This is a genomic window from Cupriavidus sp. H39 (assembly GCF_050271075.1).
Taxonomy (GTDB): Bacteria; Pseudomonadota; Gammaproteobacteria; order Burkholderiales; family Burkholderiaceae; genus Cupriavidus; species Cupriavidus necator_B.
The window spans coordinates 2,810,670-2,836,394 of the sequence record NZ_CP189848.1 but is presented as its reverse complement, the minus strand read 5'-3'; the positions used below and the strand labels follow the sequence as shown (position 1 = coordinate 2,836,394).

Sequence of the window (25,725 nt, the reverse complement as noted above, 5' to 3'; positions counted from 1 at the left end):
GCCGCCAGGCGGCCAGGCCTGGCTCAGGACAAGGCGTGCCGCACCTCGCCGGGCTTCGGGTCCGGGCTGTCCACCGTCAGCAGCGGATTGATGAACAGCGAAGCCAGCGCGCCAACCCCGAGCAGTGCCGCCGAGATCATGAACGGCAGGTCATAGCTGCCGGTCCGCTCGATCAGGTAGCCGAACACCACCGGCGAGACCATGCCGGCCAGCCCGAAGCCGGTGTTCATCATGCCGCCCGCGGTGCCGGCGTACTTGCCGGCGATGTCCAGCGGCAGGCTCCACAGCACGGCGTTGGTCAGCTCCAGGAAGAAGAACGACAGCGACAGCAGGATCACGGCGTTGACGGCATCGGCGGTGTAGGTCATCGGCACGATGAACATCAGCGATCCGGCCAGCCCGACGAACAGGATTGCGCCGCGCGCCAGGCGCAGGTTGCCGGTGCGGCGGTAGATCCGGTCCGACAGCACGCCGCCGAGCGTGTCGCCGACCACGCCCGCCATCAGCGGCAGCGCGGTGAACAGCGCCAGCTGCTTCAGGTCGAAGCCGCGCGCTTCCTTCAGGTACGACGGCAGCCAGGTCAGGTAGACCCACAGCGACCAGCCATAGCAGAAGTCCACGAAGGTCACCAGCCACATGCGCCGGAACAGACGGCGCCAGGGCGTGGGCGCTTTCGCGGCCTGCTGGCAATCACCGCGCCGGTAGCCGATCTCCTGCAGTTCCGCCGCGCTGACGCGACGGTGCTGGTCGGGCGAGTCCTTGAACACGAAGGCGTACAGCAAGGTCCAGCCCAGGCTGACCGCGCCCAGCACGATAAAGGCCTCGCGCCAGCCGGCGGTGGCGACGATGGCCAGCACGATCGGCGGCGTGATCGCGCCGCCCAGCCGCGCGAAACTGTGGGTGATGCCCTGCGCGAAGCCGCGCTCCGCCACCGGCATCCAGTAGGTGAAGGCGCGCGTGGCGGTCGGGAATGCCCCGCCTTCGCCGATCCCCAGCGCGAAGCGCAACGCTACCAGCATCAGCACGCTGCCGGCGAAGCCGGTCAGCACCGTGGCCACGCCCCAGATCAGCGACAGCACAATCAGCACCCGCTTGGGCCCGAACTTGTCCGACATCCAGCCGCCGAGGATCTGCATGGCGGCATAGGGGTAGGCAAAGGCCGAGAACACCAGCCCCAGTTGCGATGCGGTGAGCCCCATTTCTTCGCGGATCAGGGGCGCGGCGACCGAGATGTTGACGCGGTCGATATAGGCGATGAAATACATCAGGCACATGACGCCGAGGATCATGTGCCGGGTCTTGATGCGTTGCTTCATACCACCTCCTGTGCGCGGCGAGCGCGCGTGGCGTCGACGGGGCGGCGGCCGGCGCATGGTCTGTCGCCATGCGCTTGCGGCGCGCCGGGGCGCGGCACCGGCCGCGCTGCCCCGTCCTTGAGCATCTGTCTGTCGAATCGTGTCTCCAGGTGTCGTGAATGCGGGTCGGGCAGGCTCCTTGGCGATCGTGGTGGAAGAAGGGCGAAGCGTCAGGCGTGGTCGAGCAGCTTGAGCCGCTGCACCTTGCCCGACGGGCCGCGCGGCAGCTCGGCGATAAAGCGGAACTCCTTGGGCGTCTTGTAGCGGCCCAGCTCGCGCAGGCAATGCGCGCGCAGCGCGGCGTCATCGCAGCGCGCCGCCTCGCGCATGACCACGTAGGCGACGATCTCCTGCCCGTAGGCGGGGTCGGGCACGCCGACCGCCGCGGCCTCGAGCACGGCCGGGTGGCGCAGCAGCGCCTCGTCGATCTCGCGCGGGGCAATGTTCTCGCCGCCCTTGATGATCAGTTCCTTGGCGCGCCCGGTGATGTAGAAATAGCCATCGGCGTCGCGGTAGCCAAGGTCGCCCGTGCGCAGCCAGCCGTCCTCCGTAAAGGCCTCGCGCGTGACGTCCGGGGCCTTGTAGTAGCCGGCCATGACGTTCTCGCCCTGCAGCACGATTTCGCCGACCTGTCCGTCGGACACCGGCTTGCCGTCGCGCCCGAGCACGCGGGCGCGCGTGCCCGAGGGCCGGCCGATGCTGCCGATGCGCCGCCGGCCGGGATCGAGCGGATTGCTGAAGGCGGGGGCGGCGGTCTCGGTCATGCCCATGGTCTCGATCACGCCGATGCCGAAGCGCGCTTCGAAGGCGCGGTGATGCTCCGGCGGCAGCGCGGCCGAAGCCGAGCGGCAGAAGCGCACGCCGGCGGGCGCCTGGCCGTGCGGGTCGTTCAGCAGGTAGGCGATGATGGTCGGCACCACGTTCAGCCAGGTGCAGCCGTAACGCGCGCTGTCGTGCCAGAAGGCGCTGGCCGAGAAGCGCATTGGCATCACCACCGAGCCGCCGTGCACCAGCGGCGCGATAGCGGTCACGACCAGCCCATTGATGTGATAAAGCGGCAGCGTCGCCAGCACCCGGTCGGCCGGCCCCAGCGCATGCTCGCGGCTGACGTTGGTGCCATTGGCTACCAGGTTGCGCTGCGTCAGCAGCACGCCCTTGGGCGTGCCGGTGGTGCCGGACGTGTACATCAGCAGCGCGGGCGCGTCCGGGCGCGGCGCGGGCCATGGCGCCGCTTCCCGCAGCACGGGCAGCGCCGGCACGCTGCTGGCGTCGGGCGTGGTGACGATCACCGGCACGTCCCGTCCGGCTTCGCGCAGTGCCGCGCGGATGGCCGCTTCGCCGTCCGGCCAGGTGAACACCAGCCGCGTATCCGAATGCGCGACGATGTAGCGCAGCTGCGCCGGCTGGCACAGCAGGTTGATCGGGTTGACCAACAGCCCGCAGGCCATGGTGCCGAGCAGCAGCCGCGCGGTCTGCTCGCCGTTGGGCAGGTACACCGAGACCGTCTGCCCGCTGTCCAGCCCGGCGGCCGCATAGCGGCGCGCCAGCCGGTCGGCATCGGCCGCCAGTGCGCCGAAGGACAGCACATTGCCGCTGTCCGGGGACAGCAGGTAGGGTTTGTCGGGCCACTGCGCCGCGCGCACGGCCACCAGCGCGGCGAGGGTGTCGAACACCTGGGGTTCGGTGCGCGCGTTCATCGGCCGACCCTCGCAAAGTAGTCGCCCAGCAGCTCCGCTTCGTCGGGCACGTGTTCGGCGATGGGCACGGCGATGCGGGTGATGTTGAGGTACTGGCGCCAGCCGAGGTTGTCCGAGAAGTTGTTGCCGCCCCAGGTGCCGCAGCCCATCGACAGCGAGAACGGCAGGCCGTTGTCGAAATTGCCGCCGGTGGCGAAACAGTGCGCCTGGTTCACGATCACCCGCGCCACCGGCAGTTCCTGCCCGAGCTGCAGCGCCTGGCGCGGATCGGATGAATGCAGGCCGACCGAATGCCCGGCGCCCATATAGGCGTACAGGCCCGCAACCCGCTCGAGCGCCGCCGCGAAGTCGGCGGCGCGGTACAGCGTCAGCACCGGCGAGAGTTTTTCTCCGGAGAAGGGGTAGTCGCTGCCGACGCCGGTTTCTTCCACCAGCAGCATGGCGGGCCGCAGCGCGCGCACACGTTCCAGCCCGGCGAGTTCGGCAATGCGCGTCGCGTTCTGCCCGGTGAAGGTGCCGGCGAGCTTGCCGTCGTGCCACATCAGCGCCTGCAGGCGCGCCTTCTCCGCAGCCGTGAGCAGCACGCCTCCGACCGACGCCAGCGCGTCGAGCATCGGCAGGTAGACGGCGTCGAGCACGACCAGGCTGTTTTCCGACGAGCAACTGGTGGCGTTGTCGAAGGTCTTGGAGCGCGCGACCTTGGCCGCCGCGTCAGCCAGCGCGGCGCTGGCGTCGATGATGGAGGCGACATTACCGGCGCCCACGCCAAAGGCCGGCGTGCCGCAGGTATAGGCCATGCGGACATTGGCTTGCGAGCCGGTCGCGACCACCAGGTCGGCCTGCTGCATCAGCGCGGCGGTCGCGGCTTTCGAGACCGGCGCGGGCAGCATCTGCACCAGGTCCGCACGCAGGCCGGCGCGGGCCAGCTCGGCGTGGATGAACGACAGCAGCAGCGCGCACGTGTCCTGTCCCTTCGGCGACGGCGCCACGACCACGCTGTTGCCGCACTTGAGCGCGTTGATGATCTTGTTGGCCGGCGTCGCCGCCGGATTGGTCGACGGCGTAATCGCCGCCACCACGCCCACCGGCCGCGCGATCTCGGTGATGCCGGTTGCCGCGTCGTGCGCGATCACGCCCACGGTGTTGCGGCCGTGCAGGTCGCGCAGCAGGCCCAGCGTCTTGCGGTAGTTCTTGCGGATCTTGTCGTCGACATTGCCCAGGCCGGTGTCGGCGACGGCACGCTCGGCCAGCTGGCGGTTGCGCGCGGGCTCCATGATGGCCCACGCGGCGGCGGCGGCCGCCATGTCCACGGTGGCCTGTCCGGCGCGCGCAAAGTCGTGTTGCGCCTGCCTGGCCCGGGCCACCACCGCGGCCACGGCTGCGCTGGCGCAAGGGTCGGGTGCCTGCGTGGGCAGCGACGGCGCCGCTAGGGACAAATCGGAATTGTTGGACTGCCGGCGATGCAGTAATTGCACACTCATGAATTCGACTCCGCGGTTTGAACGGTGGGGGCCGCCGCGCTTTGCCGTGCACTTCGCGGCACCGGCCGGCGGCCCTGGATCGAATCTAGTGAAGCGGGGCAGGCGCTCCGTCCCAATTTGTGCGCTTTCGCGAGCGCACCGCGCGGGTGCGAATCAGAATTCAGTTTTCGGGACGCCCAGGCGTCCCGGAATCCCTTAAATTTGATCCATGAGCAATCACTCGAATGCCGCCGCGGTGCGCGCCTTCCGCATTCTCGAGATCCTGTCGGCGGCCGACGGGCCCTTGTCGCTGGCGGCCATCGTGGAGGCGATCGAGCTGCCGAAGCAGACCGTGCATCGGATCCTCAAGCAGCTGGAAAGCACGTGGCTGGTGTCGCGCACGGCCGGCAACCGCCATTACGAGTGCTCATCGCGCGTGCGGCAACTGGCGGTCAATGTGCTGATGCAGGCGGGGCCGGCGGCGGCGCGGCACGCGATCCTGCAGCAACTGGTCGACAAGGTCGGCGAGACCTGCAACCTGACCATGCTGTCCGGCGACGACGTGGTCTACCTGGACCGGGTGGAGACGCAATGGCCGCTGCGCATGCATCTGCAGCCAGGTTCGCGGGTACCGCTGCATTGCACCGCCAGCGGCAAGCTGCTGCTGGCGTTCCTGCCGAGCGCGCAGCGCCAGCGCCTGGTGGCGAGCCTGCCGCTGCGCGCGCATTCCGCGCATACCATCACCAGCGCCGAGGCGTTGGATGCGGAGCTGGCCGAGACGCGGCGGCGGCGCCTGGGCGTGAATAATCAGGAAAACCTTGAGGGGATGATCGCGCTCGCGGTGCCGGTGATGCGCAACCGCAGCCGCGCCTGCGCGGCGATTGCCGTGCAGGTGCCGATGGCGCGCATGACGATGGCGCAGCTGATGGCGTTCGTGCCGGACCTGCGCCTGGCCGCGGCAGAGATGGTGAAGACGTTCTGCGAATAACCCGTGAGGGCGGTGTGCTCCCACTCCCGCTTGCGGGAGTGGGAGCACACAATCGGCGTTCGGGAGGCTCTCAGGTGCCAGCGCCCGGCGCCATCGGCGCGGCCGGCTCCACCCCCGGCGGCGTCACGTTGAAGCAGCCGCGATAGGTGGCATAGAACGAACAGTAAAGGATCGCCAGCATCAGCAGCGAATACGGCGTCACCAGGAACGACAGAACCGTCTCGGCGCCGAAGGCGCTGAACACCGCTTCCAGGAAGAACGGGATCGCCACCAGCAGCATCGCGAACAGCACCGCATAGGTGAAGAAGGCGCCGCGGTTGCGCCAGCATGCGGTCCAGCTGAAGAACAGCGCCTTGACCGGTGGCACGCCGTGCCAGGCTGCCAGCAACGGTGCGAACCAGAACATCATCGCGATCGGCGTGTACAGCAGCGCGCCGATCAGCATGGCGTAGTACAGCTGGCGCACCGCCTCGGCGGTCGGCGCCTCTTCTTTCAGCACGATCGGCACCAGCGCGCTCATGTCGACCACCGCGCCGGCGATCAGCCCCAGCACGAACACCAGCCCGGCGTAGATGCCGCCCAGCACCAGCAGGTTGCGCGTGGCTTCCTTGCCGTTGGCGCGAAAGCCTGCCAGCAGCACGGTGGGCAGCACCCGCTTGTTCTGGATCACGTCGCGGCAGGCGGTCATCACGCCGACCGACAGGCCCGGGGTGACCACCAGCAGCGCGATGATGCCGATCAGCGGCACCACGATGGCCAGCTGCGCGGCGATCAGGTAGACGAACAGCAGCATCAGGAAGGTCAGCGGGTTCTTGCGAAACAGCCAGATGCCCTGGCGGAACCAGGTGTAGCCTTCCTTGGCGGGGACTTCCAGTAGTTGCATACGGGTCAGATCCAGGGGAGCGGGGCGCTCTCGGGGTTCGCGGGGTGGGCGTCAAGGCGCCGGCGCAGGATGCGTTCGAAATGGGTCGGATCGTGCGGTTGCAGCATGTCGGCCTCGCGCGGCAGGTAGAAGTCCCACAGTCGCGACACCCAGAAGCGCAGCGCGCCAGCGCGCAGCATGTCCTGCCAGTGCGCGGCCTCGGTACCGGTCAGCGGCCTGACCGCATGATAAGCCCGCAGCAGCGCCTGCGCGCGCGCCGGATCCAGTTCGCCGCTGGCCAGGTCGATGCACCAGTCGTTGACAGTGACCGCCACGTCGAACAGCCACTTGTCGTGGCCGGCAAAGTAGAAATCGAAAAAGCCGCCCAGCCGGTGGCGTCCGCTGCCGTCTTCCTCGAACAGCGCGTTGTCGCGGAACAGGTCGCAGTGGCACGGGCCTTCGCCCAGGCTGGCGTACGCCGGGCTGGCGAAGAACGCTGCCTGGTGCGCGAGTTCCCGTTGCAGCAGCGCGCGTTGGCCGGCATCGAGGAACGGCAGGATCTCGCGCTCGGTCTGCTGCCACCAGGGCAGGCTGCGCAGGTTGGGCTGGCGGCGCGGGTAATCGACGCCCGCCAGGTGCATGCGCGCCAGCATGTCGCCGACCTCGGCGCAGTGCTGCGCGTCGGGCGCCAGCTGCGACGCGCCGGGCAGGCGCGTGACGATGGTGGCGGGCTTGCCCTTGAGCGGGCGCAGGATCTCGCCGTCGCGCGCCGGGATCGGCGCGGGCACGCGGATGCCGCGCCCGGCCAGGTGCGCCATCAGGTGCAGGTAATAGGGCAGCTGCGCGAACGAGAGCCGCTCGAAGATGGTCAGCACGTACTGGCGCGTCTGGCCCTCGTGCTCCGTGGTGAGGAAGAAATTGCTGTTCTCGATGCCCGAGGCGATGCCGCGCAGTTCGCGCACTTCGCCAAGGTCGAAATCCAGCAGCCAGCGGGCGATCTCGTCCTGCGAGACCGTGGTGAATACGGCCATACTCGTTGTGTGAAGCGAATCGGAAAGCGGCGGGGGCCGGTTTCGGACAAAGTCCGGGCCGCCGCCGCGGCATGACTGCCGGAGGGCCGGCGCGGCCTGGCGCTCATGCCAGGCCGTGGGCAAGCGGGCTCAGAACTTCAGGTTGACCGAAGGCACGCGGTTGACGTCGTGCTCGCGGATCTTGGGCGAGCTGTCTTCCGGCTTGCTCATCTCGTACCTGGTGCCGAAGCCGGACCGGACTTGGATATCTGTGGCCCGGCCCTTGTCGCGGTACTCGCGCACCTGGGTGCCATCGCGTTCATTGAGCTGGAAGCTCGGCTCGCGCGGCTGGTTCAGTTGCGACTTGGCGGCCGGGGCGATCGGCCGGTTGTTGATCTGGTTCAGCTCCTGCTGGGTCAGCGCGCTGCTTTCCTGCGCAAGGGCCCAGCCGGATGCCAGCGCCAGCGCCGCCGCCACTGCCGCGGCAAGGCCGGACACGGAGCGCCTGGCAGGCAGTTCAGGCTCGCCGGCCACGGCGGCTGACCGCGTGGACCGGACCGGGCGGACGGAAGAGGGGGAGGTCATCAGGTGCTCCTGTGCGGGCTGCGGCATGACAGGCGCGCAGCGCCGCGGCGTGCGGCGGTTGGACTGCAACCCGGCGGCGCCGGGCTTGGCAGACGGACAGGTTCCATTCTAGCAATTCCTGCCCCGCACAGGCCGCCGCCGTGCCCCGGGGGGCACCTGCGCGACGGTGCCAGGTGGCGCATGCGTTGCCACGGTGCCCCGGCGGCCTTACAGGTAGAACATCTCTTCCTTTGGCGGAATCGGCTTGTCGCCGCCGCGCTGCTCATAGTAGTCGTAGACCGCTTCCAGCACTTCGTGCGGCTCGTCGACGATCTTCATCAGGTCCAGGTCGTGCTCGGCGATCAGGCCCATCGGCAGCAGCGTGAAGCGGAACCAGTCCAGCAGGCCCTTCCAGAAGCGGCTGCCGAACATGATCACCGGCACCGAGCGCGACTTGCCGGTCTGCACCAGTGTCAGCACCTCGGCCAGCTCGTCGAGCGTGCCGAAACCGCCCGGCATCACGATAAAGGCGTCCGAATTCTTGACGAAGGTGACCTTGCGCGTGAAGAAGTGGCGAAAGCGCATGGCAATGTCCTGGTACGGATTGCCCTGCTGCTCGTGCGGCAGTTCGATGTTCAGGCCGACGCTGGCCGACTTGCCGGCGTGCGCGCCCTTGTTGGCCGCTTCCATGATGCCGGGGCCGCCGCCGGAGATCACGGCAAAGCCGGCGTCCGAGAACAGCCGGGCGATCTCGATGGTGCGCTGGTAGTACGGCGAATCCTCGCGCAGGCGCGCGCTGCCGTAGATCGACACCGCCGGGCGGATCTCGGACAGGTACTCGGTGGCCTCGATGAACTCTGCCATAATCGTGAACATTTGCCACGAGGCGCGCGCCTTCTTAGCGGTAGCGCGGTCTTCGTCGGCCAGCGCACGCAGGCTGGGGATCATCTTGCGCGGATTGGCGCGCGCCGCCGCCGCAGCAGCCTTTTCAGCAGCAACTTCTGGTGGATTGCCCGCGGCGGCGGCATCGGCCGCGGCGGCGATCGCCGCGGCGTGCTCGGCGGCAGCCTCCGGCGGGGGTTGTACGGTATCGCCGGAGATATCAGCAACATCCGGGTCAGCAAGGGGGGCGGTCGAGGCACCGCCTGCAGCGGCACCAGTCAATTTTGAGTCCATGGGAATGTCGGATAGTCCAAAAACACTCTTGCTCGTCGATGGATCGAGCTATCTGTATCGCGCTTATCACGCTTTGCCGGACCTGAGGAATGGGGAGGGTCTGCCCACAGGGGCAATCTACGGCATGATCAACATGCTGCGCAAGTTGCGCAACGACTACCCGGCAGAGTATAGCGCGTGCGTATTCGACGCCAAGGGCAAGACCTTCCGCGACGACCTGTATCCGGCGTACAAGGAACACCGGCCGTCGATGCCCGAGGACCTGGCGCGCCAGATCGAGCCGATCCACGAGGCCGTGCGCGCGCTGGGCTGGCCGATCGTGGTGGTCGACGGCGTCGAAGCCGACGACGTGATCGGCACCTTGTCGCGCCAGGCCATGGCGCAGGGCGTGCGCACGGTGGTGTCCACCGGCGACAAGGACCTGGCGCAACTGGTCAACGAGCAGGTCACGCTGGTCAATACCATGAGCGGCGAGGTGCTCGATCCGCCCGGCGTGGTGGCCAAGTTCGGCGTGCCGCCGGAGCGCATCATCGACTATCTGTCGCTGATCGGCGATGCCGTGGACAACGTGCCCGGCGTGCCCAAGGTCGGCCCCAAGACCGCCGTCAAATGGCTGGCAGAGCATGGCTCGCTCGACGGCGTGATGGCGGCCGCGCCAGGCATCAAGGGCGTGGTCGGCGAGAACCTGCGCAACACGCTGGAATGGCTGCCGATGGCGCGCCGGCTGGTAACGGTCAAGACCGACTGCGACCTGAGCAAGTCGGTGGCCGATTTCCACGCGCTGCGCGAGACCGGCGAGGACAAGGACCAGCTGGTGGCGTTCTTCCAGCGCTATGGCTTCAAGACCTGGCTGCGCGAGGCCACCGGCGAAAGCCTGCCCGATGCGCGCGCCCAGGCCCGCGCCCGCGCCGCGGCCAGCGCGCCCGCGCAGGGCGGCCTGTTCGATGCGCCTGCCGCCGCGCCTGCCACCGCGCCGGGCGCCGGTGCGGCGCCCGAGGACGTGGCGCCCACCGAAATCCGCTACGAGACCGTCACCACCGAGGGCATGCTGGAAGACTGGCTGCGGCGTATCGAAGCCGCGCCGCTGGTGGCGATCGACACCGAGACCACCTCGCTGGATCCGATGCAGGCGCAACTGGTCGGCATTTCGCTGTCGGCGGCGCCGGGCGAGGCCTGCTACATCCCGGTGGCGCACCGCGGTCCCGACGTGGCCGGCCTGCCCGACCACGGCCAGCTGTCGCGCGAGTTCGTGCTGGAACGGATGCGCGCCTGGCTGGAAGATGCCAGCCGCGCCAAGCTGGGCCAGAACCTGAAGTACGATGTCCACGTGTTCGCCAACCACGGCGTCCAGCTGCGCGGCGTGGCGCATGACACCATGCTGCAGAGCTACGTGCTGGCCTCGCACCGCAACCATGGCATGGACAGCCTGGCCGAGCGCCTGCTGAGCCTGAAGACCATCACCTATGAGGAAGTGTGCGGCAAGGGTGCCAGCCAGATCGGCTTCGACCAGATCGACCTGGCCCGCGCCACCGAGTACGCCGCCGAGGATGCCGACGTGACGCTGCGCCTGCATCGCAAGATGTTTGCGCAGGTCGAGGCCGCGGCGGGGCTGCGCCGCGTCTATGAAGAGATCGAGATGCCGGTCTCGGTGGTGCTGCAGAAAGTCGAGCGCAACGGCGTGCTGATCGACGCCGAGCGCCTGGCCGCGCAGAGCGCCGAGCTGGGCCAGCGCATGCTGGCGCTGGAGCAGTCCGCCTACGAAGCCGCGGGCCAGCCCTTCAACCTGGGCTCGCCCAAGCAGATCGGCGAGATCCTGTTCAACCAGATGAAGCTGCCGGTGGTGAAGAAGACTGCCAGCGGCGCGCCCTCGACCGACGAAGAGGTGCTGCAGAAGCTGGCCGAGGACTACCCGCTGCCCAAGCTGCTGCTGGACTACCGCGGCCTGTCCAAGCTCAAGTCCACCTACACCGACAAGCTGCCGAAGATGGTCAACCCGCGCACCGGCCGCGTGCACACCAGCTACGGCCAGGCCACCGCGGTGACCGGGCGGCTGGCGTCGACCGAGCCCAATCTGCAGAACATCCCGGTGCGCACCGAGGAAGGCCGGCGTATCCGCGAGGCCTTTATCGCCGAGCCCGGCAGCGTGATCGTGTCGGCGGACTATTCGCAGATCGAGCTGCGCATCATGGCCCATATCTCGGGCGACGAGAACCTGCTGCGCGCCTTTGCCAACGGCGAGGACATCCACCGCGCCACCGCCGCTGAGATATTCGGCGTCGAGCGCGAGGCCGTCAGCAGCGAGCAGCGCCGCTACGCCAAGGTGATCAACTTCGGCCTGATCTACGGCATGAGCGCGTTCGGGCTGGCCAGCAACCTGGGCATCGAGCGCGACGCCGCCAGGCACTACATCGACCGCTATTTCATGCGCTATCCGGGCGTGGCCCATTACATGGAAGAAACCCGGCAGACCGCGCGCGAGCAGGGCTATGTCGAGACCGTGTTCGGCCGGCGGCTGTGGCTGCCCGATATCAATGGCGGCAGCGGCCCGCGCCGCCAGGCCGCCGAGCGCGCCGCCATCAACGCGCCGATGCAGGGCACCGCGGCCGACCTGATCAAGCTGTCGATGATCGCGGTGCAGGACTGGCTGGAGCGCGACGCCCTGCAGACCCGCCAGATCATGCAGGTGCACGATGAACTGGTGCTCGAGGTGCCAGAGCATGAGCTGGACCTGGTCAAGGCGCGCCTGCCCGAGCTCATGTGCACCGTGGCGCAGTTGCGCGTGCCGCTGGTGGCCGAGGTGGGCAGCGGCGCCAACTGGGAAGAGGCCCACTGAAGCCTTTGCCATGACGAGCCGGCGCCCCCTCCGGCTCGTAGCCCCTGCGTGGGGGTATCGAATGAAGCGACTGCTGAGTCAGCGTGCCCCGCTTGCCAGTCATGCTGCAATGCAGCAGACTGTGGCAAACGCCTCAGGCAAGCATTCACAAAAACGCATCAGGTAGACCATGACAGAAACAAGGACGCACCGCATCGTCGTCGTCGGCGGAGGGGCAGGGGGCCTGGAACTGGTAACGAAGCTGGGCGACAAGCTCGGCCGCAAGGGCGCGGCGCAGGTGGTGCTGGTGGACCGCCTGCCCACCCATATCTGGAAGCCGCTGCTGCACGAGGTGGCAGCCGGCAGCATGGATCCCAACACCCACCAGCTGGAATACGCGGCGCAGGCGCGCTGGCATCATTTCGAATTCCAGCAGGGCGAGCTGACCGGGGTCGACCGCACCCGCAAGACCATTTCGGTATCGGCCTGCCTGGACCAGGACGGCGCCGAGCTGCTGCCCGCGCGCGAACTGCCGTATGACACGCTGGTGCTGGCGATCGGCTGCGTCACGCATTTCTTTGGCGTGCCGGGCGCCGCCGAGCACGCCATCGCGCTCGACACCGTGGCCCAGGCCGAGCGCTTCCGCAAGCGGCTGATCGCGGCCTGCGTGCGCGCCCAGAACGGGCGTGGCCGGGTGGACGGGGACGGCCGTCCGCGCGTGGACGTGGCCATCATCGGCGCGGGCGCCACCGGCGTCGAACTATCGGCGGAACTGCGCAACACCGCGCACGTGCTCAGCGCCTATGGCCTGCACCGCCTCGACCCGCGCCGCGACGTGCGCATTCACGTGATCGAGGCCGGTCCGCGCATCCTGCCGGCGCTGTCCGAGCGGGTCTCGGCCGAGACCGCCAAGCTGCTCAGCAAGCTGGACGTCGACGTCTTCACCAGCGAGCGCGTGACCGAGGTCACGCCGCAGGCCGTGCTGACCGCCAGCGGCAAGACCATCGATGCCGACCTGACGGTGTGGGCCGCCGGCATCACCGCGCCCGCGGTGCTGGCCAGCCTGGACCTGCCGGTCAGCCGCCAGGGCCAGATCGTGGTCGGCCCGACGCTGCAGAGCGAGGGCGACCCGGACATCTTCGCCTTTGGCGATTGCGCCAGCTGCCCGTGGCCGGAGAAGCAGACCTCGGTGCCGCCGCGCGCGCAGGCCGCGCACCAGCAGGCCACCTTCCTCTTCGAGGCGCTGTGCGCGCGGCTGGCGGGACGGCCGCTACCCCGGTTCGGCTTCAAGGATTTCGGCTCGCTGGTGTCGCTGGGGCATTTCAGCGCGGTGGGCAGCCTGATGGGCGGGCTGATCGGCGGCTCGATGTTTATCGAAGGGCTGATGGCGCGCTTCATGTACACCTCGCTGTACCGGATGCACGTGATGGCGCTGCACGGCGCGGTGGGGATGGCGCTGGATACCGTCTCGCACTGGCTGCGCAGCAAGACCAGTCCGCGCGTCAAGCTGCACTGACGCACCGCCCGCCCGCTCCGGTCGGGGCGTCGGCGCGCATGTTTCCTCCATGTCTGCTTAAAATCTGCGCTGGCGCCGCGTGGCGGCCCAGCCACCAACGATCCTGGAGACATGCGCATGCTCAAACCAGAAGTGGATAGCCTGGTCCCCGGCCAGACCTTTGACCGCCGCGGCTTTGTCAAGACGGCGCTGGGTTCCGCCTTTGCGGCGGCGGCGCTGCCGGTGATGGCGCAGCAGGCCATCAAGACCGATTTTGCCGGCCTGAGCGCGGGCGAGGTCACCATCCCCTCGGGCGGCTTCAGCATGCCGGCCTACCGTGCCCAGCCCGAAGGCAAGAAGAACCTGCCGGTGGTGCTGGTGGTCAGCGAGATCTTCGGCGTGCACGAGTATATCGCCGACGTGTGCCGGCGCTTTGCCAAGCTGGGCTACCTGGCGATCGCGCCGGAACTGTTCGCGCGCCAGGGCGATCCGCAGAGCTTCGGCTCGATCCAGGAACTGCAGCGCGAAGTCGTCAACAAGGTGCCCGACGCGCAGGTGATGGGCGACCTGGATGCCGCCGCAGCCTGGGCCGGCGCCAACGGCGGCGACCTGTCGCGGCTGGCGGTCACCGGCTTTTGCTGGGGCGGGCGCATGGCCTGGCTCTACGCCGCGCACAGCAAGCGGCTGAAGGCGGCGGTGGCGTGGTACGGGCAGCTGGTGGGCGAGCCGACCCCGCTCAAGCCGACGAACCCGCTGGATCTCGCCGGCCAGCTGAAGGCGCCGGTGCTGGGACTCTACGGCGGCAAGGACACCGGCATCACGCACGAGCACGTCGAGAAGATGAAGGCGGCGCTGGCGGCGGCGGCCAATGCCAACGCCAGGGGCTCGCGCTTCATCGTCTATCCCGAGTCCGGCCACGCCTTCCATGCGGACTACCGGCCCAGCTACCGCGAGGCCGATGCGAAGGACGGCTGGCAGAAATGCCTGGACTGGTTGCGGCAGCACGGCGTGGCCTGAGACCGGCAGCGCCATCTTCGCGGTGCCTGCCTCCCCATGGCAGGATTGCAAAGTCCCGGCGGATACGTACAATGCGGCCTTTGACTTATTGCAACATTGTTGCGTTTGCCGCCCGGCGCGATGCGGGCGGAACGGCGGCGCCGCCCGGCACCGCCACCCCGGGAGCCCATCATCCATTCGACGCTTTTGTACATCCTGCTCGCCGCCACGATCTCGGGGGTGGGCAGCATCTTCGGGGCGGCGCTGCTGTCGCTGACGGTGGCGTCCCGCGTGGTCGAGCGCATGGTGAGCTTCTCGGTGGGCGTGCTGCTGGCCACCGCGCTGCTGCATTCGCTGCCCGAGGCGTTCGAGTCCGGCGCCGATCCGCGCGCGCTGTTCGGCACCTTGCTGGCGGGGCTGCTGGGGTTCTTCCTGCTGGAAAAGCTGTCGCTGCTGCGCCATTCGCACCATCACGAAGGTGACGGGCACCACCACCACCACGGCCATGACCGCGAGGAAGCGGGCCGCAGCGGCCTGACCATCCTGGTCGGCGATACCTTCCACAACTTCGCTGACGGCATCGTGATCGCGGCGGCCTTCCTGGCGGACCCGCATATCGGCGTGGTCACCGCGCTGGCGATCGCGGCGCACGAGATCCCGCAAGAGGTGGGCGACTTTATCGTGCTGCTCAACGCCGGCTTTTCCAAGGCGCGCGCCTTCGCCTTCAACCTGCTGTCAAGCCTGGCGGCGATTGCCGGCGGGGTGGTCGGCTACTTCTTGCTGGACCAGCTGAGCGGCTGGATTCCTTACGTGCTGGTGATCGCTGCCAGCAGCTTCGTCTATATCGCCGTCAGCGACCTGATGCCGCAGATGCAGCGCAAGCCGCGCTGGCGCGAATCAGCGATCCAGGTGGTGCTGGTGGCGGCGGGCATCGCGGCCATCGTCTTCATCACCAACGGCGTGCACGAGCAGCACAGCCACCGCGGGCACGGCCACGCCGCGCCCGTCGCCGCGTCACACTAGCCGGCTCAGGCCGCGCCGGTGGCCACCGGCCGTGCCGGGTCGGCGCACCACTCGCTCCACGACCCCGGATACAGCGCCGCGCCGCCCAGGCCGGCCACTTCCAGCGCCAGCAGGTTGTGGCACGCTGTCACACCCGAGCCGCACTGCATCACCGCCTGGCCCGCGGCGTGCGGGCCCAGCACGGCGCCGAATTCCGCGCGCAGGGTCTCGGCCGGCTTGAAGCGGCCATCGGTGTCCAGGTTGTCCTTGAAGAAACGGTTGACCGCGCCCGGGATATGGCCGCCGACGGGGTCCAGCGTCTCGTTCTCGCCGCGGAAGCGGTCGGGCGCGCGCGCATCCACTACCAGCAGCCGCCCGCTGTCGAGATTGGCGACCAGCGCGTCCGCATCGACGGTCGGGACCAGCGACTTGCCGCGGCGGATCTTGCCCGGGAATTCCGGCTCTTCGGCTGCATCGTGCTCCAGCGGCAGGCCGGCCTTGACCCAGGCCTCCTTGCCGCCATCGAGCACCGCCACCGCGTCGTGGCCGATCCAGCGCAGCAGCCACCACAGCCGCGCGGCGAACATGCCGCCCTGGGCGTCGTAGGCGACTACGAGGGTGTCATCGTCGATGCCAAGTGCCTGCAGGCGCGCGACCAGGTCGTCGGCGTCCGGCAGCGGATGGCGGCCGTTGCGACCGGTCGTGGGGCCGGACAACTCGTTGTCCAGGTGCAGGTAGAAGGCGCCGGGCAGGTGGCCGGTGCGGTACGCCTCGCGGCCGGCCGCCGGGTCGGCCAGGTCGAAGCCGCAGTCGATGACGACGCAGCGGCCGGGCCCGGCCAGCAGAGACTGCAGTGCGGTGACGGAAATCAGCGGTTTCTGCATGGGAATCCTGTGCGATCGGAGGAAGAAATCTAAGGCAGTTCGGCTTTCAGAATGCTACACCGCGGCTACACCTCCGGGTGGACTTCCGCCTCCGGCGACTTGACCGGCGTGGCGGGCGTGGGCTTGGCGTCGGTGCCCTGGCGCGCGCGCATCAGCGTGGTGGCGATGCCGCTGGCGATGATCAGCCCCATGCCCAGCCACGACAGCCAGTTCAGCCGATCCGACCAGATCATCATGCCCCACACGCTGGAAAAGACGATGCCGGCGTATTGCAGGTTGGCCGTCAGCAGGGTGTTGCCGCGCTTGTACGCGCGCGTCATCGCGGTCTGGCCCAGCGTGGCCAGGATGCCGATCGCCAGCAGCAGGCCGGCGCCGTACCAGGTGTGCGGGCTGGTGCCGCCCAGCAGCATCCAGACCAGCCCGGCGATCATGCCGACCAGCGAGAAATAAAAAACGATGCGGCCCTCGGGCTCGCCCAGCTGGCCCAGCTGGCGTACCTCGACATAGGCCAGCGCGGTGAACATGCCCGAGATCAGCCCGACCAGGCCGCCGGTCAGCTGGTCCTTGCCCACCGACGGCTGCAGCAGGCAGATCACCCCGGCAAACGACAGCAGGATGGCCAGCACCAGCCGGCGGTCGGCGTTGCCGCCGGTGCCGGCCAGCGCCGCGCTGGCGCCCAGGATCAGCGCGATCCACACCGGCGACATGTAGTTCAGCGTCATCGCGGTGGCCAGCGGCAGCAGCGAGATCGAGGTGAACCAGAGCATCAGCGAGGTCACGCCAAAGACGCTGCGCTTGATATGCGACAGCATGTACGGCGTGCGCACCGGGATCCCGCGCGAGGACAACAGCACCCCCATGATCACCACACTGATCAGGCCGCGGTAGAACACGATCTCGCCGGTGGTGTAGAGATCGGACGCCAGCTTGACGCCAACCCCCATCAGCGAAAAAGCGAAGGCGGCGAACAGCATCCAGAGCGATTGCATGGCGAGGGCGCGGTGAAGCGGGCAGGGAGCGAAAAGAGGGGGGCGGCGCGCGGCGGCATGCGCTGCCGGCACCGGACAATGATTCTAGCAGCGCACATCGCGTCCCAAAACAAAACGGACCGCAGTGGCGGTCCGTTGCGGCTGGCGCTGTGCGGTGATCGCACGCGTCGCGGTTTACCCGCCGTAGGCCATGGCCCGGCGGTACCACTCATGGAAGTGCTGCATGCCGTCTTCCATCGGCGATTGGTACGGGCCGACCTCGCTGGTGCCGCGCTTGAGCAGCGCCAGCCGGCCGGCATCCATGCGCTCGGCGATCTCGTCGTCCTCGATGCAGGTTTCCATGTAGGCGGCGCGCTCGGCCTCGACGAACTCGCGCTCGAACAGCGCGATTTCCTCGGGGTAGTAGAACTCCACCACATTGCGCGTCTTGCGCGGCCCCACCGGGTGCAGCGTCGAGATCACCAGCACGTTGGGGTACCACTCCACCATGATGTTGGGGTAGTAGGTCAGCCAGATCGCGCCGTGCTTGGGCAGCACGCCGTTGTTGAAGCGCAGCACGGCGTCGTGCCATTTCTGGTACGTCGGGCTGCCGGGGCGCTTCAGGCCGGCGTGCAGGCCAACGGTCTGCACGCTGTGCCATTCGCCGAACTCCCACTTGAGGTCGTCGCACGAGACGAAGCTGCCCAGCCCCGGGTGGAACGGCACGACGTGGTAGTCCTCGAGGTAGACCTCGATGAAGGTCTTCCAGTTGTAGTCGCACTCGTGCACCTCGACGTGGTCGAGCATGTAGCCGTCGAAGTTCAGGTCCCTGGCCACCCCCAGCCGGGCCAGGTCGGCGCGCACGTCGCGCGGGCCCTCAAACAGCAGGCCGTTCCAGTTCTGCAGCGGCGAGCGCTTCAGGTGCAGGCAGGGTTGCTGGTCGAAATGCGGCGCGCCGAGCAGTTCGCCCTTGAGGTCGTAGGTCCAGCGGTGCAGGGGGCAGACGATGTTCTGCTTGTTGCCGCGGCCGTTCAGCATGATGGCCTGGCGGTGGCGGCAGACGTTGGACATCAGCTCGACGCCGGCGGCGTTGCGCACCAGCATGCGGCCTTCGTCCTCGGCCTTGAGCGTGTGGTAGTCGCCGGTTTCCGGAACCATCAGTTCATGGCCGACATAGCCCGGACCATGCCTGAACAGCCGTTCGAGTTCTTGTTGATGCAGCGCTTCGTCGAAGTAGACGCCGACGGGCAGTTGCGAATCAGCCGGCGCCAGGTTGAGCGCGGTGCTGAGATTGGACATTATCCCCACTCCCAGATGAACAGGTGAAAGCAGTGAACAACCCAACCATCGAAAATGGAATCGATTTGGGAAAGACTGCCGCCCGGCGGAACGCTCTCGCGACCCCTGGCGGCGAACGAAAGATTGTACCCGACCCAAAAAGTTAAGGGACTGATTTTTTTGCCTTTTTAGCGAAAAAGTCGACCCGGGTCGTCATCGGGGTGCCGTAGCGGCCGCATTCGGAAAGACGACCCGAGCGCACAAGTCACTTATGCAACGATGGCACCCGATCGGGGCACAGCAGACGGCTGCAAGATGGGGCAGCCCCGCGCTTTGGCGTAAAATCCGGGCTTCCCCACCCGGGTTTCCCCCGGTTCCAGATTCCAGGGCCTGATATGCCAAAAACGATGACCGATCCGGTCCAGACCGACAACACCGCCGACGCCGCCGCGGCGCCGCCCGCTTCCTACGAGGCGGCGATGGCCGAACTGGAAACGCTGGTGGCCAGCATGGAAAGCGGCGAACTGCCGCTCGAGGCCTCGCTGGCGGCATACCGCCGTGGCGCTGAACTGGTGCGCTACTGCCAGCAGAAGCTGGAGCGGGTCGAGCAGCAGGTGCGGGTGCTGGAGGGCGACGCGCTCAAGCCGCTGGCGGGCGACAGCAATGGTGCCAACGGTGCACAGGGGACGGACGAGGCATGAGCGACTTCGCACAATGGATGCAGGCGCAGGGCGCGCGCACCGAGGCCGCCCTGCACGCCGCGCTGCCCGATGCCGGCACGGTGCCGCACACCCTGCACGAAGCGATGCGCTATGCTGCGCTGAGCGGCGGCAAGCGCGTGCGCCCGCTGCTGGTCCATGCCGCCGGCGAAGTCAGCGGCGCGGCCCCGGCGGCCTGCGACGCGGCCGCCTGCGCGGTGGAGATGATCCATGCCTACTCGCTGGTCCACGACGACATGCCGTGCATGGACGACGACGACCTGCGCCGCGGCCGGCCCACCGTGCACAAGGCCTATGACGAGGCCACCGCGCTGCTGGTTGGCGATGCGCTGCAGACCCAGGCGTTCATCGTGCTGGCCGAGGCCGGGCCGATTGCGCCCGCGGTGCGGCTGCAGCTGGTGGCCGAATTGGCGCGGGCGTCGGGATCGGCAGGCATGGCCGGCGGCCAGGCGATCGATCTGCAGCACGTGGGCCGGGCCATGACGCGCGACGCGCTCGAGGCCATGCACCGCATGAAGACCGGCGCGCTGTTGCGCGCCAGCGTGCGCATGGGCGCCCTGTGTGGCGAGATCGATGCCCAGGGCCTGGCCGCGCTGGACCGCTATGCGGCGGCCGTGGGATTGGCGTTCCAGGTGGTTGACGATATTCTGGACGTCACCGCGGATACCGCGACGCTGGGCAAGACCGCCGGCAAGGACGCCGCCCATGACAAGCCGACCTACGTGTCGCTGCTGGGCCTGGACGCGGCACGCGAACTGGCCGGGTCGCTGCGCGCCGAGGCGTACGAGGCGCTGGCCGGCTTTGGCGAGCGCGCCGCGCGCCTGCGCGACCTGGCGGACCTGATCGTGCTGCGCACGCATTAAACTGAGAGCCGGCCGAACGGACATCATGACCTACGCACTCCTCAACAAGATTGACGCCCCCGCGGACCTGCGCAAGCTCGACCGGCGCGAGCTGCAGACCCTGGCCGACGAACTGCGCGCCTATGTGCTGGAGTCGGTCTCGCAGACCGGCGGCCACCTGTCGTCCAACCTGGGCACGGTTGAACTGACCATCGCGCTGCACTATGTCTTCAACACCCCGGACGACCGGCTGGTGTGGGACGTGGGCCACCAGAGCTATCCGCACAAGATCCTGACCGGCCGCCGCGAACGCATGCATACGCTGCGCCAGTGGGGCGGCATCTCGGGCTTCCCGCGCCGCAGCGAGAGCGAATACGACACCTTCGGCACCGCGCATTCGTCGACCTCGATCTCGGCCGCGCTGGGCATGGCGCTGGGCGCGCGCACGCTGGGCCAACAGCGCGTCTCGGTGGCGGTGATCGGCGACGGCGCCATGACCGCGGGCATGGCCTTCGAGGCGCTGAACAATGCCGGCGTCTACAAGGACCTGCCGCTGCTGGTGGTGCTCAACGACAACGACATGTCGATCTCGCCGCCGGTGGGCGCGCTCAACCGCCACCTGGCGCGGCTGCTGAGCGGCCAGTTCTACGCGGCCACCAAGAAGGGCATCGAAAAGGTGCTGTCGGTGGCGCCGCCGGTGCTGGAGTTCGCCAAGCGCTTCGAGGAACACGCCAAGGGCATGATGGTGCCGGCGACGCTGTTCGAGGAATTCGGCTTCAACTACATCGGCCCGATCGACGGCCACGACCTGAATTCGCTGGTGCCGACGCTGCAGAACATCCGCCAGCGCGCGCTCGAAGGCGGCGGCCCGCAGTTCCTGCACGTCGTCACCAAGAAAGGCCAGGGCTACAAGCTGGCCGAGGCCGACCCGATCCTGTACCACGGCCCCGGCAAGTTCAATCCCGCCGAAGGCATCCGGCCGGCCGCCAAGCCCGCGCGCAAGACCTACACCCAGGTGTTCGGCGACTGGCTGTGCGACATGGCCGCGGCCGACAAGCGCCTGGTCGGCATCACCCCGGCGATGCGCGAGGGCTCGGGCATGGTCGAGTTCGAGCAGCGCTTCCCGGAGCGCTACTACGACGTCGGCATCGCCGAGCAGCATGCGGTGACCTTCGCCGGCGGCCTCGCCTGCGAAGGACTGAAGCCGGTGGTGGCGATCTACTCGACCTTCCTGCAGCGCGGCTACGACCAGCTGATCCACGACGTGGCGCTGCAGAACCTGCCGGTGGTGTTCGCGCTGGACCGCGCCGGCCTGGTCGGCGCCGACGGCGCGACGCACGCGGGCGCCTACGATATCGCCTACCTGCGCTGCATCCCCAACATGATGGTGATGACGCCGTCCGACGAGAACGAGTGCCGCCAGCTGCTGACCACGGCATTCCAGCAGGACTGCCCGAGCGCGGTGCGCTATCCGCGCGGCTCCGGCCCGGGCGCGGCGATTGCCGCCGACCTGGCCCCGGTGCCGGTGGGCAAGGGCGTGGTGCGGCGCGAGGGCGGCGCGCGCGCCGGGCAGCGCGTCGGCTTCCTGGCGTTCGGCTCGATGGTGCAGCCCGCGCTGGGCGCGGCCGGGGCGCTGGACGCGACCGTGGCCGACATGCGCTTCGTCAAGCCGCTCGACGTGGCGCTGGTCAAGCGCCTGGCTGCCGAGAACGACTACCTGGTGACGGTGGAAGAGGGCAGCGTGATGGGCGGCGCGGGCAGCGCCGTGCTCGAGGCGCTGGCCGAGGCCGGCATCGACAAGCCGGTGCTGACGCTGGGCCTGCCCGACCGCTTCGTCGACCATGGCGATCCGGCCTACCTGCTGCAGCAATGCGGCCTCGACGCGGCCGGCATCGAACGCTCGGTGCGCGAGCGTTTCGGGCTGGACCAGCCCAAGGTCACGGTCGCCTCGCGCGTGGCCTGACACCCTGCCAGACCTAGGGAATTCGGGACCCCGCACGACGGGTGCGTCGGAATTCCCTTAAACTCCGTTTTTTGTGTTCGCAGCTGCGGGCCGGCACGCCAGTGCCGGGTCCCGTGGTTTCACACTCGTTGCGCGGCATGGAGGGACTGCGAAAATGCCGCGACCGTAAGGGCTGGCGCTGTGCTGGCGCCGCCCTGGAGGAAACCGTAGATGAATGACATCAACCCCGCCTTCATCATGCCCGACGTCCAGTCGAGCCCCGACACCCGCCAGATCCCGATCCAGCGTGTCGGCGTGAAGGGCGTGCGCTATCCCGTGACCCTGAAGACCCCGGCCGGCATCGTGCCGACCGTCGGCACCTTCAACCTCGACGTGCACCTGCCCGCCGACCAGAAGGGCACGCATATGTCGCGTTTCGTGGCGCTGCTGGAAGAAGAGCGCGCGCCGCTGGAACTGGCCAGCTTCCGGCTGATGCTGGACAAGATGCTGGAAAAGCTCGAAGCCGAGGCCGGCCGCATCGAGGTTACGTTCCCGTACTTCATCAGCAAGATCGCGCCGGTGTCCGGCGTGGAGTCGCTGCTGGACTACGAAGTCACGCTGACCGGCGAGGTGCGCGACGGCGCCACGCGGGTGTTCCTGAAGGCGCTGGTGCCGGTGACCAGCCTGTGCCCGTGCTCGAAGAAGATCTCGCAGTACGGCGCGCACAACCAGCGCTCGCATATCACCATGAACGTGGAGCTCGCCGGCGAACTGCCGGTGGAAGCGCTGGTGCGCATGGCCGAGGAAGAGGCTTCGTGCGAACTGTGGGGGCTGCTCAAGCGGCCCGACGAGAAGTTCGTGACCGAGCGTGCCTACGAGAACCCCAAGTTCGTCGAGGACCTGGTGCGCGACATCGCCATGCGGCTGAACGCGGATGACCGCATCGTGGCTTATGTGCTGGAGGCGGAGAACTTTGAGTCGATCCACAACCACAGTGCGTATGCGGTGATCGAGCGGGACAAGCGCGTCGGCTGATCGTTGCCGCGGCTTGGAAAAGCCACCGCGTAGTGCGGTGGCTTTTTTCTGGCGCGTCAGGCGGCGGACGGCAACCGGATATCGGCCAGGTCCCAGCGCGGCGTCACGCCATAGCCGTATTCATGCCGCGCCAATTCCGGCGCGGCCTGCAGGCGCATCGCGCCGGCGAACGCAATCATTGCGCCGTTGTCGGTGCAGAAGGCCAGGTCAGGGTAATACACCTCGAGCTTGCGCTGCCTGCCCAACTGGTCCAGCCGGTCGCGCAGTTGCCGGTTGGCGCCGACGCCGCCCGCCACCACCAGCCGCTTGTGCCCGGTCTGCTTGAGCGCCGCCATCGACTTGGCCGCCAGCACATCGACGATCGCCTCGACAAAGGCACGCGCCAGGTTGGCGCGGTCCTGCTCGCAGGTATTGGCCAGCTTGCGGGTTTGCGTCAGCACCGCGGTCTTCAGGCCGGCGAAGGAAAAATCGAGGTTGCCCGAATGCAGCATCGGGCGCGGCAGCTCGAATGCGCCGGGCACGCCGAACTCGGCCAGGCGCGACACTTCCGGCCCGCCCGGATAGCCCAGGCCCAGCAGCTTGGCGGTCTTGTCGAACGCCTCGCCGGCGGCGTCGTCCAGGGTTTCGCCCAGCAGCGTGTAGTCGCCGATGCCGCGCACTTCCATCAGCTGCGTATGCCCGCCCGACACCAGCAGCGCCACGAACGGGAACGGCGGCGGCTCGCGCGTCAGCAGCGGCGACAGCAGGTGCCCTTCCAGGTGATGCACGCCCACCATCGGCACGTTCAGCGCGAAGCCCAGCGCATTGGCCACCGACGCGCCGACCAGCAGCGCGCCGGCCAGCCCGGGGCCCTGGGTGAAGGCGATCGCGTCGATGTCCTGGCGGGTGCGGCCGGCGTCGGCCAGCACCTGCTCCAGCAGCGGCAGCACGCGCCGGATATGGTCGCGCGATGCCAGCTCGGGGACCACGCCGCCGTAGTCGCGGTGCATGGCGATCTGCGAGTGCAGCGCGTGCGCGAGCAGGCCGGCGCCGGTGTCATAAAGGGCGAGGCCGGTTTCGTCGCAGGAAGATTCGATGCCGAGGACAAGCATGGGAGCATGACGCCGTCGCCGCTCAGGGAAACAGCCGTCGAAACAAGGGTTTGCAGGAAGCGCGCAGGGTAGCACAGCGGCGCGCGGCGCGCTTTTCGCTACAATCTGCCCTTTCTCAGGCGGTGGCAAGACACATGGATTCGCGAGGCGTGCAATGAGCGGGGCAGCCCAGGCCCGGACCGGCCGGTATGACGTGGCGGTGCTGGGCGCCGGCGCCGCGGGCATGATGTGCGCCGCCGTGGCGGGGCAGAACGGCGCGCGCGTGGTGCTGATCGACCATGCCACCCGGCTCGCCGAGAAGATCCGCATCTCCGGCGGCGGCCGCTGCAATTTCACCAACCTGCAGGCCGGTCCCGCCAATTACCTGTCGTCCAATCCGCACTTCTGCCGCTCGGCGCTGGCGCGCTACACGCCACAGGATTTCCTTGGCCTGATGCGCCGCTACGGCATCGACTGGCACGAGAAGCATCGCGGCCAGCTGTTCTGCAACGACAGCGCCGAAGACGTGATCGCCATGCTGCGCGCCGAATGCGACGCGGGACAGGTGCGCTGGCAGACCGGCTGCACGGTGGCGGAAGTCCGGCGCGAGGGGGATGACTTCCTGTTGCTCACCGCCGCGGGCACGGTCCGCGCCGGGGCCCTGGTGGTGGCCACCGGCGGCCTGTCGATCCCCAAGATCGGCGCGACGGACTTTGGCTACCGCATTGCACGGCAGTTCGGGCTGGGCATCGTCGAGACCCGCCCGGCGCTGGTGCCGCTGACCTTCGATGGCAGGGACTGGGCCCCGTTCGCGCCGCTGGCAGGGGTGTCGCTGGAAGTGGATATCGCCAGCGGCAGCGGCAAGGCCGCCGGCGCGTTCCGCGAGGACCTGCTGTGGACGCACCGCGGCCTGTCGGGGCCGGCGGTGCTGCAGATCTCCAGCTACTGGCGTGCCGGCACGCCGATCGCCATCGACCTGTTCGACGGCGAGGACGCCGCCGCGTGGCTGCTGGCGCAAAAGGCCGGCAGCCGCAAGCACCTGGGCAACCTGCTGGCGCAGCGGCTGCCATCGCGGCTGGCCGATGCGTGGTGTACCGCCGCGGGCGTCGCGGCGACGATGCCGCTGCACGATGTGACCGACAAGGCCCTGCGCAAGCTGGGCGCCGCGCTCAACGACTGGCGCATCGTGCCGTCCGGCACCGAGGGTTACCGCAAGGCCGAAGTCACGCTGGGTGGGGTCGATACGCGCGCGCTGTCGTCGGCCACCATGATGGCGCGCGACGTGCCGGGCCTGTATTTCATTGGCGAAGTGGTCGACGTGACCGGCTGGCTGGGCGGCTACAACTTCCAGTGGGCCTGGGCCTCGGCGGTGGCGGCGGGGCAGGCTGCGGCAGAGTCGGCACGGACGGCGCGGGCGGGTCAGTCGGTGGCCTGAGGCGGAGCCCTGATGTCCCGGATGCGCCCTATCCGCCACGTGCGCGGTGTCCATTTCGCGCCACTTCCGCGCCGAATTGTTGGTGCTACAATTCCGAACTTCGTATCGCTGCCATCCCGAGAGTCCTTTCATTTC

Annotated in this window: 21 protein-coding genes; 10 read left to right on the top strand and 11 right to left on the bottom strand. The window is 68.5% G+C overall.

Translation table 11 applies throughout. The annotated features are described in order from the left end of the window. Positions 1-23: 23 nt before the first annotated feature. The 3 genes from ACOCMH_RS28505 to sauS all read right to left on the bottom strand — a co-directional run bounded on the left by ACOCMH_RS28505 (position 24) and on the right by sauS (position 4,533). Positions 24-1,316, bottom strand: a complete 1,293-nt coding sequence (locus tag ACOCMH_RS28505; RefSeq protein ID WP_427310647.1) for an MFS transporter — start codon at positions 1,314-1,316, stop codon at positions 24-26. A 209-nt stretch (positions 1,317-1,525) separates the two neighbouring features. Then, positions 1,526-3,052 (bottom strand): acyl--CoA ligase, encoded by a 1,527-nt coding sequence (locus tag ACOCMH_RS28500; protein WP_427310645.1) that lies wholly within the window; start codon positions 3,050-3,052, stop codon positions 1,526-1,528. Beyond that, positions 3,049-4,533 carry an acylating sulfoacetaldehyde dehydrogenase gene (sauS, locus tag ACOCMH_RS28495; RefSeq protein ID WP_427310643.1) on the bottom strand — a complete coding sequence of 495 codons (1,485 nt, stop codon included), beginning with the start codon at positions 4,531-4,533 and terminating at the stop codon, positions 3,049-3,051. Before sauS ends, ACOCMH_RS28500 begins: the two co-directional genes overlap by 4 nt. Before the next feature lie 208 nt (positions 4,534-4,741). Here sauS and ACOCMH_RS28490 point away from each other — a divergent pair, with 208 nt between their 5' ends. Beyond that, positions 4,742-5,500, top strand: a complete 759-nt coding sequence (locus ACOCMH_RS28490) for an IclR family transcriptional regulator (RefSeq protein WP_427310641.1) — start codon at positions 4,742-4,744, stop codon at positions 5,498-5,500. Positions 5,501-5,570: 70 nt separating this feature from the next. On the opposite strand, the gene ACOCMH_RS28485 is transcribed toward ACOCMH_RS28490, so the two are convergent. From ACOCMH_RS28485 to ACOCMH_RS28470, 4 genes are all read right to left on the bottom strand, one after another. Beyond that, positions 5,571-6,383, bottom strand: a complete 813-nt coding sequence (locus tag ACOCMH_RS28485; protein ID WP_171516017.1) for a BPSS1780 family membrane protein — start codon at positions 6,381-6,383, stop codon at positions 5,571-5,573. Between the two features lie 5 nt (positions 6,384-6,388). Beyond that, positions 6,389-7,393, bottom strand: coding sequence for a homoserine kinase (locus ACOCMH_RS28480; RefSeq protein WP_427310639.1), 1,005 nt, complete (start codon positions 7,391-7,393; stop codon positions 6,389-6,391). Positions 7,394-7,522: 129 nt separating this feature from the next. After that, positions 7,523-7,957 (bottom strand): hypothetical protein, encoded by a 435-nt coding sequence (locus ACOCMH_RS28475; protein WP_427310637.1) that lies wholly within the window; start codon positions 7,955-7,957, stop codon positions 7,523-7,525. A gap of 207 nt (positions 7,958-8,164) precedes the next feature. Then, positions 8,165-9,112, bottom strand: a complete 948-nt coding sequence (locus tag ACOCMH_RS28470; RefSeq protein ID WP_252675780.1) for a TIGR00730 family Rossman fold protein — start codon at positions 9,110-9,112, stop codon at positions 8,165-8,167. Between the two features lie 4 nt (positions 9,113-9,116). Between ACOCMH_RS28470 and polA the strand changes: the two genes are divergently transcribed. The 4 genes from polA (at position 9,117) to ACOCMH_RS28450 (ending at position 15,438) form a co-directional block, all read left to right on the top strand. Then, positions 9,117-11,945, top strand: coding sequence for a DNA polymerase I (gene polA / locus ACOCMH_RS28465; protein ID WP_427310634.1), 2,829 nt, complete (start codon positions 9,117-9,119; stop codon positions 11,943-11,945). 169 nt (positions 11,946-12,114) lie between these two features. Further along, positions 12,115-13,440 (top strand): NAD(P)/FAD-dependent oxidoreductase, encoded by a 1,326-nt coding sequence (locus ACOCMH_RS28460; RefSeq protein ID WP_427310633.1) that lies wholly within the window; start codon positions 12,115-12,117, stop codon positions 13,438-13,440. 117 nt (positions 13,441-13,557) lie between these two features. Continuing rightward, complete coding sequence (locus ACOCMH_RS28455; protein WP_427310631.1) at positions 13,558-14,436, top strand: dienelactone hydrolase family protein; 879 nt, start codon at positions 13,558-13,560, stop codon at positions 14,434-14,436. Positions 14,437-14,556: 120 nt separating this feature from the next. Further along, on the top strand, positions 14,557-15,438 hold the full coding sequence (locus ACOCMH_RS28450) for a ZIP family metal transporter (RefSeq protein ID WP_427313388.1): 882 nt from the start codon (positions 14,557-14,559) through the stop codon (positions 15,436-15,438). 5 nt (positions 15,439-15,443) lie between these two features. On the opposite strand, the gene ACOCMH_RS28445 is transcribed toward ACOCMH_RS28450, so the two are convergent. From ACOCMH_RS28445 to ACOCMH_RS28435, 3 genes are all read right to left on the bottom strand, one after another. Next, positions 15,444-16,301 carry a sulfurtransferase gene (locus tag ACOCMH_RS28445; RefSeq protein ID WP_427310629.1) on the bottom strand — a complete coding sequence of 286 codons (858 nt, stop codon included), beginning with the start codon at positions 16,299-16,301 and terminating at the stop codon, positions 15,444-15,446. A 65-nt stretch (positions 16,302-16,366) separates the two neighbouring features. After that, positions 16,367-17,290, bottom strand: coding sequence for a DMT family transporter (locus ACOCMH_RS28440; protein WP_427310627.1), 924 nt, complete (start codon positions 17,288-17,290; stop codon positions 16,367-16,369). A 174-nt stretch (positions 17,291-17,464) separates the two neighbouring features. After that, positions 17,465-18,568, bottom strand: coding sequence for an aromatic ring-hydroxylating oxygenase subunit alpha (locus ACOCMH_RS28435; protein ID WP_427310625.1), 1,104 nt, complete (start codon positions 18,566-18,568; stop codon positions 17,465-17,467). A gap of 374 nt (positions 18,569-18,942) precedes the next feature. Here ACOCMH_RS28435 and ACOCMH_RS28430 point away from each other — a divergent pair, with 374 nt between their 5' ends. From ACOCMH_RS28430 to folE2, 4 genes are all read left to right on the top strand, one after another. After that, entirely contained in the window at positions 18,943-19,248 is a 306-nt protein-coding gene (locus tag ACOCMH_RS28430; protein ID WP_427310623.1) for an exodeoxyribonuclease VII small subunit, read from the top strand. After that, positions 19,245-20,129 carry a polyprenyl synthetase family protein gene (locus tag ACOCMH_RS28425; protein ID WP_427310621.1) on the top strand — a complete coding sequence of 295 codons (885 nt, stop codon included), beginning with the start codon at positions 19,245-19,247 and terminating at the stop codon, positions 20,127-20,129. Before ACOCMH_RS28430 ends, ACOCMH_RS28425 begins: the two co-directional genes overlap by 4 nt. A 25-nt stretch (positions 20,130-20,154) precedes the next feature. Next, the gene (gene dxs / locus ACOCMH_RS28420) at positions 20,155-22,071 is read left to right on the top strand and encodes a 1-deoxy-D-xylulose-5-phosphate synthase (RefSeq protein ID WP_427310619.1); all 1,917 of its coding nucleotides are present in this window, start codon (positions 20,155-20,157) and stop codon (positions 22,069-22,071) included. A 210-nt stretch (positions 22,072-22,281) separates the two neighbouring features. Then, positions 22,282-23,085 (top strand): GTP cyclohydrolase FolE2, encoded by an 804-nt coding sequence (folE2, locus tag ACOCMH_RS28415; protein WP_427310617.1) that lies wholly within the window; start codon positions 22,282-22,284, stop codon positions 23,083-23,085. Positions 23,086-23,141: 56 nt separating this feature from the next. Here folE2 and tsaD read toward each other — a convergent pair whose 3' ends face one another. Next, complete coding sequence (tsaD, locus tag ACOCMH_RS28410; protein ID WP_427310615.1) at positions 23,142-24,176, bottom strand: tRNA (adenosine(37)-N6)-threonylcarbamoyltransferase complex transferase subunit TsaD; 1,035 nt, start codon at positions 24,174-24,176, stop codon at positions 23,142-23,144. Between the two features lie 154 nt (positions 24,177-24,330). Here tsaD and ACOCMH_RS28405 point away from each other — a divergent pair, with 154 nt between their 5' ends. Further along, positions 24,331-25,590: an NAD(P)/FAD-dependent oxidoreductase gene (locus tag ACOCMH_RS28405; RefSeq protein WP_427310613.1), complete on the top strand. Its 1,260-nt coding sequence runs from the start codon at positions 24,331-24,333 to the stop codon at positions 25,588-25,590. The last annotated feature ends 135 nt before the right edge of the window (positions 25,591-25,725 follow it).

Coding starts and splice junctions, on each gene's coding strand:
- ACOCMH_RS28505 (WP_427310647.1), bottom strand. CDS start 1,316: ATGAAGCAACGCATCAAGACCCGGCACATGATCCTCGGCGTCATGTGC.
- ACOCMH_RS28450 (WP_427313388.1), top strand. CDS start 14,557: ATGCGGGCGGAACGGCGGCGCCGCCCGGCACCGCCACCCCGGGAGCCC.
- ACOCMH_RS28500 (WP_427310645.1), bottom strand. CDS start 3,052: ATGAACGCGCGCACCGAACCCCAGGTGTTCGACACCCTCGCCGCGCTG.
- ACOCMH_RS28430 (WP_427310623.1), top strand. CDS start 18,943: ATGCCAAAAACGATGACCGATCCGGTCCAGACCGACAACACCGCCGAC.
- ACOCMH_RS28435 (WP_427310625.1), bottom strand. CDS start 18,568: ATGTCCAATCTCAGCACCGCGCTCAACCTGGCGCCGGCTGATTCGCAA.
- ACOCMH_RS28440 (WP_427310627.1), bottom strand. CDS start 17,290: ATGCAATCGCTCTGGATGCTGTTCGCCGCCTTCGCTTTTTCGCTGATG.
- ACOCMH_RS28460 (WP_427310633.1), top strand. CDS start 12,115: ATGACAGAAACAAGGACGCACCGCATCGTCGTCGTCGGCGGAGGGGCA.
- tsaD (WP_427310615.1), bottom strand. CDS start 24,176: ATGCTTGTCCTCGGCATCGAATCTTCCTGCGACGAAACCGGCCTCGCC.
- folE2 (WP_427310617.1), top strand. CDS start 22,282: ATGAATGACATCAACCCCGCCTTCATCATGCCCGACGTCCAGTCGAGC.
- ACOCMH_RS28425 (WP_427310621.1), top strand. CDS start 19,245: ATGAGCGACTTCGCACAATGGATGCAGGCGCAGGGCGCGCGCACCGAG.
- polA (WP_427310634.1), top strand. CDS start 9,117: ATGTCGGATAGTCCAAAAACACTCTTGCTCGTCGATGGATCGAGCTAT.
- ACOCMH_RS28405 (WP_427310613.1), top strand. CDS start 24,331: ATGAGCGGGGCAGCCCAGGCCCGGACCGGCCGGTATGACGTGGCGGTG.
- ACOCMH_RS28475 (WP_427310637.1), bottom strand. CDS start 7,957: ATGACCTCCCCCTCTTCCGTCCGCCCGGTCCGGTCCACGCGGTCAGCC.
- ACOCMH_RS28490 (WP_427310641.1), top strand. CDS start 4,742: ATGAGCAATCACTCGAATGCCGCCGCGGTGCGCGCCTTCCGCATTCTC.
- ACOCMH_RS28480 (WP_427310639.1), bottom strand. CDS start 7,393: ATGGCCGTATTCACCACGGTCTCGCAGGACGAGATCGCCCGCTGGCTG.
- dxs (WP_427310619.1), top strand. CDS start 20,155: ATGACCTACGCACTCCTCAACAAGATTGACGCCCCCGCGGACCTGCGC.
- sauS (WP_427310643.1), bottom strand. CDS start 4,533: ATGAGTGTGCAATTACTGCATCGCCGGCAGTCCAACAATTCCGATTTG.
- ACOCMH_RS28455 (WP_427310631.1), top strand. CDS start 13,558: ATGCTCAAACCAGAAGTGGATAGCCTGGTCCCCGGCCAGACCTTTGAC.
- ACOCMH_RS28470 (WP_252675780.1), bottom strand. CDS start 9,112: ATGGACTCAAAATTGACTGGTGCCGCTGCAGGCGGTGCCTCGACCGCC.
- ACOCMH_RS28485 (WP_171516017.1), bottom strand. CDS start 6,383: ATGCAACTACTGGAAGTCCCCGCCAAGGAAGGCTACACCTGGTTCCGC.
- ACOCMH_RS28445 (WP_427310629.1), bottom strand. CDS start 16,301: ATGCAGAAACCGCTGATTTCCGTCACCGCACTGCAGTCTCTGCTGGCC.